The organism is Priestia sp. USM5 (genome assembly GCF_058323215.1).
On the sequence record NZ_JBSGKN010000001.1, the window covers coordinates 4,031,042 to 4,042,500 of the forward strand.

At 42.2% G+C, this 11,459-nt stretch carries 6 protein-coding genes, 19 tRNA genes and 2 rRNA genes (1 of these 27 cut by a window edge); 1 reads left to right on the forward strand and 26 read right to left on the reverse strand.

The features are described from left to right. Positions 1-46: 46 nt before the first annotated feature. The 3 genes from fabG to ACWATA_RS21170 form a co-directional block, all read right to left on the reverse strand. On the reverse strand, positions 47-787 hold the full coding sequence (gene fabG / locus ACWATA_RS21160; RefSeq protein ID WP_014461644.1) for a 3-oxoacyl-ACP reductase FabG: 741 nt from the start codon (positions 785-787) through the stop codon (positions 47-49). Between the two features lie 580 nt (positions 788-1,367). Beyond that, positions 1,368-1,985, reverse strand: coding sequence for a TVP38/TMEM64 family protein (locus ACWATA_RS21165; protein ID WP_028412419.1), 618 nt, complete (start codon positions 1,983-1,985; stop codon positions 1,368-1,370). Between the two features lie 164 nt (positions 1,986-2,149). Further along, positions 2,150-4,129: a S9 family peptidase gene (locus ACWATA_RS21170; RefSeq protein ID WP_430079605.1), complete on the reverse strand. Its 1,980-nt coding sequence runs from the start codon at positions 4,127-4,129 to the stop codon at positions 2,150-2,152. 176 nt (positions 4,130-4,305) lie between these two features. Between ACWATA_RS21170 and ACWATA_RS21175 the strand changes: the two genes are divergently transcribed. After that, the gene (locus ACWATA_RS21175; protein ID WP_028412421.1) at positions 4,306-4,542 is read left to right on the forward strand and encodes an IDEAL domain-containing protein; all 237 of its coding nucleotides are present in this window, start codon (positions 4,306-4,308) and stop codon (positions 4,540-4,542) included. Between the two features lie 195 nt (positions 4,543-4,737). On the opposite strand, the gene aceA is transcribed toward ACWATA_RS21175, so the two are convergent. The 23 genes from aceA to ACWATA_RS21290 all read right to left on the reverse strand — a co-directional run. After that, positions 4,738-6,021 (reverse strand): isocitrate lyase, encoded by a 1,284-nt coding sequence (gene aceA / locus ACWATA_RS21180; RefSeq protein ID WP_028412422.1) that lies wholly within the window; start codon positions 6,019-6,021, stop codon positions 4,738-4,740. A 392-nt stretch (positions 6,022-6,413) separates the two neighbouring features. After that, positions 6,414-7,673: a M48 family metallopeptidase gene (locus tag ACWATA_RS21185; protein ID WP_033578011.1), complete on the reverse strand. Its 1,260-nt coding sequence runs from the start codon at positions 7,671-7,673 to the stop codon at positions 6,414-6,416. A 209-nt stretch (positions 7,674-7,882) separates the two neighbouring features. Beyond that, positions 7,883-7,954 (reverse strand) — tRNA-Glu (locus ACWATA_RS21190). Positions 7,955-7,958: 4 nt separating this feature from the next. After that, positions 7,959-8,033, reverse strand: a tRNA-Asn gene (locus ACWATA_RS21195). 3 nt (positions 8,034-8,036) lie between these two features. After that, positions 8,037-8,113, reverse strand: a tRNA-Ile gene (locus ACWATA_RS21200). A 6-nt stretch (positions 8,114-8,119) separates the two neighbouring features. Further along, positions 8,120-8,193, reverse strand: a tRNA-Gly gene (locus ACWATA_RS21205). Positions 8,194-8,204: 11 nt separating this feature from the next. Then, positions 8,205-8,280, reverse strand: a tRNA-His gene (locus ACWATA_RS21210). 10 nt (positions 8,281-8,290) lie between these two features. Next, positions 8,291-8,366, reverse strand: a tRNA-Phe gene (locus ACWATA_RS21215). 8 nt (positions 8,367-8,374) lie between these two features. Next, positions 8,375-8,450, reverse strand: a tRNA-Asp gene (locus ACWATA_RS21220). Positions 8,451-8,454: 4 nt separating this feature from the next. Continuing rightward, positions 8,455-8,531 (reverse strand) — tRNA-Met (locus tag ACWATA_RS21225). A gap of 25 nt (positions 8,532-8,556) precedes the next feature. Further along, positions 8,557-8,649, reverse strand: a tRNA-Ser gene (locus tag ACWATA_RS21230). Positions 8,650-8,676: 27 nt separating this feature from the next. Continuing rightward, positions 8,677-8,753 (reverse strand) — tRNA-Met (locus ACWATA_RS21235). A gap of 30 nt (positions 8,754-8,783) precedes the next feature. Further along, positions 8,784-8,859: transfer RNA gene (locus ACWATA_RS21240), tRNA-Ala, on the reverse strand. Positions 8,860-8,864: 5 nt separating this feature from the next. Continuing rightward, a tRNA-Pro gene (locus ACWATA_RS21245) sits at positions 8,865-8,941 on the reverse strand. Positions 8,942-8,945: 4 nt separating this feature from the next. After that, positions 8,946-9,022 (reverse strand) — tRNA-Arg (locus tag ACWATA_RS21250). Positions 9,023-9,028: 6 nt separating this feature from the next. Beyond that, positions 9,029-9,103 (reverse strand) — tRNA-Gly (locus ACWATA_RS21255). Positions 9,104-9,112: 9 nt separating this feature from the next. Continuing rightward, positions 9,113-9,185, reverse strand: a tRNA-Lys gene (locus tag ACWATA_RS21260). Between the two features lie 4 nt (positions 9,186-9,189). Then, positions 9,190-9,264, reverse strand: a tRNA-Gln gene (locus ACWATA_RS21265). A gap of 6 nt (positions 9,265-9,270) precedes the next feature. Further along, a tRNA-Tyr gene (locus ACWATA_RS21270) sits at positions 9,271-9,354 on the reverse strand. An 8-nt stretch (positions 9,355-9,362) separates the two neighbouring features. Continuing rightward, positions 9,363-9,438, reverse strand: a tRNA-Thr gene (locus ACWATA_RS21275). Between the two features lie 4 nt (positions 9,439-9,442). Then, positions 9,443-9,518 (reverse strand) — tRNA-Val (locus ACWATA_RS21280). Between the two features lie 106 nt (positions 9,519-9,624). Beyond that, positions 9,625-9,740: ribosomal RNA gene (gene rrf, locus ACWATA_RS21285) — 5S ribosomal RNA — on the reverse strand. Positions 9,741-9,803: 63 nt separating this feature from the next. Then, positions 9,804-11,459 (reverse strand): 23S ribosomal RNA (locus tag ACWATA_RS21290) (it continues 1,280 nt past the right edge of the window).

Sequence of the window (11,459 nt, forward strand, 5' to 3'; positions counted from 1 at the left end):
CAAATGACCACTGAAAAGTTTTAGAAAAGCGAGTTATTTTCTACTTTTACATCATGATTCCACCATCTACATGCAGTGTTGTGCCGTTAATATAGTTGGACTCATCAGAGGCTAAATAAAGATAAGCATAACCAATGTCAGAAGGCTGACCTAACCTTTGTAAAGGAATAGTGGATTTCATTTGATCAATGATTTTGTCCGGCATCGCCTTCACCATATCCGTCTCAATAAACCCGGGAGCTACAGCGTTCACATTAATTCCTTTTCGCCCAAGCTCTTTAGCCCATGTTTTTGTCATTCCCACTACCCCGGCTTTTGTCGCCGCATAGTTTGTTTGACCAACATTTCCATATACGCCGGATACCGAAGATGTGCTGATAATTTTCCCTTTACCTTGAGCAATCATATGCGGTACAACGGCTTGCGTACAGTGAAAAACGCCTGTAAGGTTTACGTTAATGACCGCTTGAAAATTTTCAACTGATAATTTAGTTAGCATTCCATCTCTGGTAATACCTGCATTATTAATTAAAATATCTATTTTAGAGAAGCGTTTCACGACTTCTTCTACCATTGCATCTACACTGTCTCGATCCGCTACGTTTACTTGAAAGAATGCTACATCTCCGCCTTCTTCTTTTAGCTGAGCTGCTCGTTCTTCTCCTACTTTTGCATCGTAGTCAACCATAGCGACCTTTGCACCCTCTTGTGCGAAAATTCGAGAAGCTTCGAACCCTAACCCATTTGCTGCACCCGTAATAATTGCCACTTTATCTTTTAATCTCATGTCACCCGCGCTATAAGACGCTTACTAACAACGATTAATCAGCAAGTCGCTTGAATCTTAGTAGCGCATTCCCCTCCTCAAAACGACGCCAAGCACGTCTTAATGATCATTCGGTGCTTTTCTAGTAATGATCCCTCTACTTACATCTTAGTAGTCAAGCTCAAAAATCATTCATATAATTTTTAAGAAAACGTTTTGAAATACATGAGGTGATAATACATGTTGAGAAAAAACATGTATATCTCTAGAAAACAAAGGGTTCATTACTTAGGTGCAACTAGGAATAGACGTCTAATTTATTCCCAGTTTTTTCTTTTATTTTAGCATATTTTTCACAATTGATAAACAAAAAACTTGTTCATTACTAGACAGATACTCTGTATGTGCATTGTTCTACCAACCGAATAAACAGACAAATAACTTCTTTAAGAAAAAGGCAAAAAACCTTTCAAAAATGCTGCTGTATTCCTATAAGAAAAGGTTTTTCCATAGTTTACAATACCCTCTTCTGCTGTATGTATAACAAAAGACTGCCTATTAAAAAGCAGTCTTTCATCACTATTTGTTATATATAAACAAACTATTTGTCATACTGTTTCACTTTAGATTTTTCATTTAATCTTCGTTCAATTTGCTTTCCGACAAGCCATAGGACAAAAATGATCACTAAAACAAGTACTGCTTTTAAAGGCTGTTTCACAAATGAAACAAAATCGGCCCCAATAAAGCTCATCATAAATATCATGACCATTTTACCCGCTAATACAGCAAGCATAAACTGAGCCATACTGACACGTGATAGTCCAGCTACTACATTAATCGCTGAAGACGGCGTAAAAGGGAAACAAAGCATAATAAACAGCGGTCCAAAACCGTGTCTTTCCACCCAAATCATAATCTTTCGAATTTGCGCATGGCGGCTGATAAAATGTAAAAACCTCGCCTGTCCGTATTTTCTAAAAATCAAAAAGACAAGCAGTGATCCAACGCAGCTCCCGATCCATGAAATTAAAAAGCCTAACCATAAGCCAAAGGCAGCAGCATTAGCCATTACAAACGCAAAAAGCGGCAAGATAGGGATAAACGCTTCTAAAATAGGCAACAGCAGTCCGGGAATGATCCCAAATGATTGATATTGTTTTAATAACTCGAGGACGCCGTCTAATGTCAAATAATGCTTTAATGTTTCAAAATCCATCGAATGTTCTCCTTATTTAAACAACTGTGCTACTTTTCACTTATTGTACTACTTTCCTTTACCAAACAAAAGTTTTACAGCGTTTTATCTTTCCTGCCCTGTTGCGCTTGCCATATAGCCAGCCCTTACTTACACGAACAGAACCTCTAGAACAACATGTGCTTTTACTTAGACTGCTGCAAATAACGTTTAAACCAGCTGGTTAAATATTTTAGTCTCGCCGTTCGTAAATTAGGCTTACCGCTTCTAGAAAGTTCATGGTTAGACTGAGGAAAACGAATAAATTCTACTTCTTTATCTTTTCTTTTTAGTGCCACATAAAGCTGTTCAGCTTGTTCAATTGGACATCTATAATCCTGTTCGCTATGCAAGATTAACAGCGGTGTTTTCACGTTCTCCGCTAAACGAAGCGGCGAGTGGTTCCAAAGTTTTTCCGGATTCTCATAAATATCAGCTTTCAATTCCCATTCGGTAAAATAATAGCCAATATCACTAACGCCGTAAAAACTCGTCCAATTTGAAATAGACCGCTGCGTCACCGCTGCTTTAAACCGATTTGTACTTCCTACAATCCAGTTTGTCATAAATCCTCCGTAGCTTCCTCCTGTTACGCCAAGTTTATCTTCATTAATATAAGAGTAGCGGTTAATTGCTTCGTCGGTTACTGCCATCAAATCCATATAATCCATGCCTCCGTAATCTCCTCGAACGGCATCTGTAAAGGCTTGACCATATCCTCTTCCGCCTCTTGGATTAGAAAAGAGGATATTGAACCCTTTTGATGCAAGCACTTGAAATTCAAACATAAATGTATGACCATACATAAGATGCGGACCTCCGTGAATTTCTAAAATGGTTGGAGATACATCGTTGGCAGCAGCCGCTTTTACGACCCAACTGTGGATATGTATACCGTCCGTGGCAGTCGCGCAAAAAGATTCTGCTTCCGTTAACTGCACATGCTTTAAAAATGAATCATTAACGTTTGTCAGCTTCACTAGTTCCTCTGTTTTTAAATTTAAAGAATAAAGATCTCCGGGATGTGTAAATGTACTGATTGCTACGATAGCTTCCTCACCGTTGGGAAGAACAGATACCCCGTATACGTGAGCATTATCCATAAGCACAGAGTCTAACTTTCCATTTACATTTCCTTTATATATGCCTACAGAACCCTTTTCACTTACGACAAAATAAAATTCTTCCTTACTGCTCCACATAATTCCCGCTGCGGTTCTTCCAAAGTGAAAATCTCCTGCTATCATATCTCCTATTTCTAAGTCTATACCTGCAGTGATACAAGCTGTTTTTTGATTGGAGACCTGATAAATATATATGTCATTCATTGAAGCCGATCCGTATGTACGTTCATTTCCAATGTAAGCTATGTATGACCCATCTGGTGACCACGAAACTTGATGAAAATATCCTGTTTCTGCTGTAATAGATGTTAACTTTTTAGTATCACGATGCAAAATAAACACGTCCATGGTTAACGATAAATCCGGATTCTCTCCTCGGCTGCTGCAAAATACAATTGAATTTGCATCAGGGGCCCAGCATCCTACAGAGTGATGATAAGGTCCATCCGTTAAAAACGTCACTTCTTTATTTTTAAGTTTAACGACCGCAACTTGCGTATATTCACCTTTTAAATAGCCGCTAGCATCGGATTTATACAACAAACGTTCCACTTCGTATGGCTGAGGATGCTCATGATTTTGTTCAACTCTTACAGCTTTTTCTTCTACTTTTGTAGAAAACATAATTTCATCACTATAAGGAGACCATACGGGATTACTAACGCCTTTTTCACAATCTGTGAGTGCTTCTGCTTCCCCGCCTGTCGCTGCTAATAGATAGAGCTGAACGGTTTGACTGCGATCTGATAAAAAAGCAATCCACCTGCCGTCAGGAGACCAGGCGGGAGAATGATTATTTCCTTTATAATACGTCAATTGCTTTGTTTTTTTTGTTTCAAGATCTAACATAAACAGCTGCGTCTCATAACCGTTTTCTATTTTTTTCGTTTCTCGAACCGTATAAACTACACTTTTTCCATCTAGAGAAATCTGAGGGTTATACACAGACTTCAATTCATACAAATCCTCTACCGTTACCGTACGCTTTTTTACATGATTCAATTTCTTCGCCCCCAAGGATTCATTTTTAAACCAAATAGCCAATCGATAAAAACGAAAGTAGCGTTTCCCTCTTACTTTATCATTTCTAAAAATAAAAATCTAAAAATTTAGAAAATTAGTTGTTTTTTCTTCTTTTAATCTATATAATAATAAAAAGGGTGCAGAGGTGATGAGGTATGAACAATGAAAAATCGTACACGGAAATGATGAAGTCCCTCGCTCGCAAGAAAAAAGTAATTGATACTGTGAGTATGTTGGATGTTTATATCGAAATGGTAATTGATGAATCGCTTTTTAAGCGTCAAAAAGAACTGTTAGAAACAAACATTAACACGGCATTAGATCAACGTGATGAAACTGCTTTTTATGAGCTATCAGCACAGTACCAATCCTTACTTCAAACATCTACTTAATATTTCAAGAAGTTCATTCATGTTAATGATTTATATGTACGTTTAACAGGCAGAACCTTTCTTCTCAGGAAGAACAGCTGTCTGTTAAATCGTGTTTACTACATAAAAAAAGATTCTTACAGATGTAAGAATCTTTTTTGTTAGGATTTTTTCTATGAGTGGAAGTAAACAACCGTTCCACTCATAGATTTTTTGTTATTTATGCGCCTGAAACTGCTCTTCTTCTGTTGAACCTTTTAAAGCTGTTGTAGAGGAAGTCCCACCGGAAACTACTTGCGCCACTTCATCAAAATAACCCGTTCCTACTTCACGCTGATGTCTTGTAGCAGTATATCCATTTATTTCACTAGCAAACTCTCTTTCTTGTAACTCTGAATAAGCTGCCATTCCTCTTGTTTTATATCCTCGTGCCAGTTCAAACATGCTGTGATTTAAAGCGTGGAAGCCAGCAAGCGTAACGAATTGGAATTTGTAGCCCATTTTTGCGATTTCTCTTTGAAACTTTTCAATCGTTTTCTTATCTAATTTTTTCTTCCAGTTGAAAGATGGTGAACAGTTATAAGCAAGCATTTTACCTGGGAATTTTTCATGAATAGCATCTGCAAATTTTTGTGCCTGTTCCAAGTTTGGTTCAGACGTCTCACACCATACTAGATCAGCATATGGCGCATATGCTAAGCCACGAGCGATAGCTTGATCGATTCCGGCTCTCGTGCGATAAAAACCTTCAGCGGTGCGTTCACCTGTAATAAACTGGCGATCTACAGGATCAACATCACTTGTAATTAAATCAGCGGCATCAGCATCGGTACGAGCAATCAGAAGTGTTGGAACACCCATTACATCAGCAGCTAAACGAGCAGCAATCAAGTTTTTCACAGCTGTCTGAGTTGGAAGCAATACCTTGCCGCCAAGATGACCACACTTTTTCTCAGATGACAATTGATCTTCAAAGTGTACCGCAGATGCTCCTGACTCAATCATTCCTTTCATTAATTCAAATACGTTCAACTGTCCTCCGAACCCTGCTTCTGCATCTGCTACAATTGGAGCAAAGTAATCAATATCTCCTTCTCCTTCTAAATGCTGAATTTGATCGGCACGCTGCAGCGCTTGATTGATTCGTTTCACAACATGCGGCACGCTGTTTGCTGGATATAGACTTTGATCAGGATACATATTTCCTGAAAGGTTTGCATCTGCAGCTACTTGCCATCCACTGAGATAAATGGCTTTTAACCCTGCTTTTACCTGTTGTACTGCTTGATTTCCTGTTAAAGCTCCTAATGCATGAACGTATGGCTCTGTTTTTAATAAGTTCCAGAACTTTTCGGCCCCTCTTCTAGCAAGCGTGTGTTCAATATCAATGGATCCTCTCAGTCCAATGACTTTTTCTGCAGAATATGGACGTTCAATTCCTTTCCAACGCTCATCGCTTTTCCAGTTCTCTTCAAGGTTTTTTACACGAATCTCTTTCATTCTTTATACCCCCTAATGAATTTAAAATTCTATATTCATAAAAATATAAAACGCAGCAGTGAGAATATGTCTGTTTCATGATGAAGTAAATTAGCAGTTTGCCATAGTGTTAGTAAGAACGTAGATGAAATAAGTAAATAGTTGAAGGACATGTAGTAAGACTTTGCTGAGGTGAATATACGCTGATAAGTTTGACTGCTATCTTTTCAATCACAAATAACTATTCCTCCCTATTGTTATAAAACAGTTTTTATTTTACATACGTTATTATATAACAGTACTTTCGAAAATGAAACCTCCTTTTAGAATTTTTTTCCTACTCGCAAGGAGGCTTTTCTATTAATACCTACGTATAAAAGGCTTCATATATCCTTTACTTTTTCTTATATCACTTATTCATTTCTTTCATACTTCTCAACAAATGAAATTCTTTCCAATATTGTTGGATGACCATATCGAAAAATTTTCACTAAATACGGCGGATTCACCTGGGACAGTCCTGATTTTGTTAAATCCTGAAATGTTTTAATAGCAGCTTGTTTATCTCCTGTTAAGTCCATGGCGTACGTGTCAGATTGAAGTTCATGATGACGCGACTGCATATTTGTTAAAGGACTTACAGCAAATGTGAGCACAGAAAAAATAAGTAGAATAAGCGGTAATGAATTTAAATCACTAAGAGAAGTGATTTTTAATGCTTTCCCCCATCTCTTAATCACAAAGCTAGCTAAATGTTTCGTTAGCCATAAACCTACAATCGATAAAACTAAGGCTGAAGCAATCCCTACATAAATATGTTTCTTCACATAGTGACCCATTTCGTGCGCCATGATAAACAAAATTTCACGTTCCGTCAATTTATTAAGAGTAGTATCCCATAACACAATTCTTGAATTAGAACCTATTCCCGTTACATATGCATTGAGAGAGTTCGTTTTTTCAGACATGTTTACTTCATATACATGCTTAGCAGGTATATGAGCTTCATCTGCTAAATGCAAAATTTTCGTCTCCAGCTCTTTATTCTTTAATGGATAAAAATCGTTATATAACGGATCGATAACCACTGGTTGAATAAACGTCAAAAATAGCGTAAATGGAATAGATACTAGCCACGCATACAGCCACCATCTTTTTGAAAACTTACGAATGAATGCATACAACACAGCAATCACTAAAAACATCGTGGCATAGTTCACCCAAAAATCTGTAAAAAGATCTTTCATCCATCCTTGGAAAGGTTGCGTCGTAATATGGTAAGCCGTTGAAAGCTTATAGCTAATCCAGTCCATAGGAAAAGAGTAGATCAGCAGCAGAACAGATAACCAAAATACATAAATAGCAGTTTGGAGAAGACTGAAACGACTGACGTCTTTAGACCACTTATTCACTTTCTTAGACACACCTAACACTAAAATTAAAATAAACCCTAACCACTCATATGGAATTCGGATAAAAAAGAGCGCATCTCTAATCTTTGAATATTTTTCGGTTAACATAAGTTCTCTTGCATTCATAAACGTAGCCGGATCCACGCTGGTACCTTTTAATGATTGTGGAATAGAGGTGTCACTTATATAAAATAAATACACCCATATACAAGCTGCATACACAAGAAAAACTCCGATGGACCACAAAACAATTTTTTTCACGCATTCCCCTCCTTTTGTACAAACAGTATTCTGTTATTACTATTGTAGGTTTTTTTTCGAAATTTAGAACAAGCGTTTAGAGATGTGCTATAGGAAATGCAAATTGTGAAGAGAAAATCATAGAAAAACGAAAAACAGAGTTTATTCTTTTGTCTAAACTCTGTTTACAAACAAAAAAAGCAGTTTGCATATGCAAACTGCTTTTGAGATGACCCGTACGGGATTCGAACCCGTGTTACCGCCGTGAAAGGGCGGTGTCTTAACCGCTTGACCAACGGGCCAGTATGGCTCCACAGGTAGGACTCGAACCTACGACCGATCGGTTAACAGCCGATAGCTCTACCACTGAGCTACTGTGGAATATGGTGGGCCTAAGTGGACTCGAACCACCGACCTCACGCTTATCAGGCGTGCGCTCTAACCAGCTGAGCTATAGGCCCATTATTTGGAGCGGGTGATGAGAATCGAACTCACGACATCAGCTTGGAAGGCTGAGGTTTTACCACTAAACTACACCCGCGTTACTTAAGATGGGGCGACTGATGGGAATCGAACCCACGAATGCCGGAACCACAATCCGGTGCGTTAACCACTTCGCCACAATCGCCGTCTTAAAATGGTGGCTCGGGACGGAATCGAACCGCCGACACAAGGATTTTCAGTCCTTTGCTCTACCAACTGAGCTACCGAGCCAAACAAAATGGCGGTCCCGACGGGAATCGAACCCGCGATCTCCTGCGTGACAGGCAGGCATGTTAACCGCTACACCACGGGACCACTTTGGTTGCGGGGACAGGATTTGAACCTGCGACCTTCGGGTTATGAGCCCGACGAGCTACCGAACTGCTCCACCCCGCGATGATATGAATATGATATAAATAAATGGCGGAGGAAGAGGGATTCGAACCCCCGCGGGCTTTAACACCCCTGTCGGTTTTCAAGACCGATCCCTTCAGCCGGACTTGGGTATTCCTCCGTATATTTATAACAAATGTAACTTATATGGTAGCGGCGGAGGGAGTCGAACCCACGACCTCACGGGTATGAACCGTACGCTCTAGCCAGCTGAGCTACACCGCCATATTATTCGTTACAATTATTTAATTTCATTGGTGGAGCCTAGCGGGATCGAACCGCTGACCTCCTGCGTGCAAGGCAGGCGCTCTCCCAGCTGAGCTAAGGCCCCATAAATGGTCGGGAAGACAGGATTCGAACCTGCGACCCCTTGGTCCCAAACCAAGTGCTCTACCAAGCTGAGCTACTTCCCGTTTATGGCGCGCCCGAGAGGAGTCGAACCCCTAACCTTTTGATCCGTAGTCAAACGCTCTATCCAATTGAGCTACGGGCGCTTTATATGGAGCGGAAGACGAGGTTCGAACTCGCGACCCCCACCTTGGCAAGGTGGTGTTCTACCACTGAACTACTTCCGCTTATTAAAATGAGCCATGAAGGACTCGAACCTTCGACCCTCTGATTAAAAGTCAGATGCTCTACCAACTGAGCTAATGGCTCTCTATGGCTGGGCTAGCTGGATTCGAACCAACGCATGACGGAATCAAAATCCGTTGCCTTACCGCTTGGCGATAGCCCAATAAAATGGTGGAGGGGGGCAGATTCGAACTGCCGAACCCGAAGGAGCGGATTTACAGTCCGCCGCGTTTAGCCACTTCGCTACCCCTCCGATATAAATGGTGCCGGCAAGAGGACTTGAACCCCCAACCTACTGATTACAAGTCAGTTGCTCTACCAGTTGAGCTACACCGGCACGGTGGTGGAGGATGACGGGATCGAACCGCCGACCCCCTGCTTGTAAGGCAGGTGCTCTCCCAGCTGAGCTAATCCTCCAAATATCATACACAACATTAAATGTGTATATAAGTTTTTTACAAATGAGCCAAATAAAAAACCCCTAGACTCTTTTACAAGAGCATAAAAAGGGGTCTTATTCATTGCCTGGCAACGTCCTACTCTCACAGGGACAAAGTCCCAACTACCATTGGCGCTAAAGAGCTTAACTTCCGTGTTCGGTATGGGAACGGGTGTGACCTCTTCGCTATCGCCACCAGACAAGAGATTGCTCTCTCAAAACTAGATAACAATTTGCTGAGTAAAGCTTACGCTTTTAAAAGTTTGGTTAAGTCCTCGATCGATTAGTATCAGTCAGCTACACATGTCGCCACGCTTCCACCTCTGACCTATCAACCTGATCATCTTTCAGGGATCTTACTAGCTTGCGCTATGGGAAATCTCATCTTGAGGGGGGCTTCATGCTTAGATGCTTTCAGCACTTATCCCGTCCACACATAGCTACCCAGCGATGCCTTTGGCAAGACAACTGGTACACCAGCGGTGTGTCCATCCCGGTCCTCTCGTACTAAGGACAGCTCCTCTCAAATTTCCTACGCCCACGACGGATAGGGACCGAACTGTCTCACGACGTTCTGAACCCAGCTCGCGTACCGCTTTAATGGGCGAACAGCCCAACCCTTGGGACCGACTACAGCCCCAGGATGCGATGAGCCGACATCGAGGTGCCAAACCTCCCCGTCGATGTGGACTCTTGGGGGAGATAAGCCTGTTATCCCCGGGGTAGCTTTTATCCGTTGAGCGATGGCCCTTCCATGCGGAACCACCGGATCACTAAGCCCGACTTTCGTCCCTGCTCGACTTGTAGGTCTCGCAGTCAAGCTCCCTTGTGCCTTTACACTCTACGAATGATTTCCAACCATTCTGAGGGAACCTTTGGGCGCCTCCGTTACATTTTAGGAGGCGACCGCCCCAGTCAAACTGCCCACCTGACACTGTCTCCCGGCCCGATCAGGGCCGCGGGTTAGAATTTCAATACAGCCAGGGTAGTATCCCACCGACGCCTCCACCGAAGCTAGCGCTCCGGCTTCTCAGGCTCCTACCTATCCTGTACAAGCTGTACCAAAATTCAATATCAGGCTACAGTAAAGCTCCACGGGGTCTTTCCGTCCTGTCGCGGGTAACCTGCATCTTCACAGGTACTATAATTTCACCGAGTCTCTCGTTGAGACAGTGCCCAGATCGTTACGCCTTTCGTGCGGGTCGGAACTTACCCGACAAGGAATTTCGCTACCTTAGGACCGTTATAGTTACGGCCGCCGTTTACTGGGGCTTCGATTCAGAGCTTCTCCCAAAGGATAACCCCTCCTCTTAACCTTCCAGCACCGGGCAGGCGTCAGCCCCTATACTTCGCCTTGCGGCTTCGCAGAGACCTGTGTTTTTGCTAAACAGTCGCCTGGGCCTATTCACTGCGGCTCTCTCGGGCTATACACCCTACCAGAGCACCCCTTCTCCCGAAGTTACGGGGTCATTTTGCCGAGTTCCTTAACGAGAGTTCTCTCGATCACCTTAGGATTCTCTCCTCGCCTACCTGTGTCGGTTTGCGGTACGGGCACCTCCCGCCTCGCTAGAGGCTTTTCTTGGCAGTGTGGAATCAGGAACTTCGGTACTATAATTCCCTCGTCATCACAGCTCAGCCTTTATGATGAGCGGATTTGCCTACTCATCAGCCTAACTGCTTGAACGCGCATATCCAGCAGCGCGCTTACCCTATCCTACTGCGTCCCCCCATTACTCAAACGGCGGGGAGGTGGTACAGGAATATCAACCTGTTGGCCATCGCCTACGCTTTTCAGCCTCGGCTTAGGTCCCGACTAACCCTGAGCGGACGAGCCTTCCTCAGGAAACCTTAGGCATTCGGTGGACAAGATTCTCACTTGTCTTTCGCTACTCATACCGGCATTCTCACTTCTAAGCGCT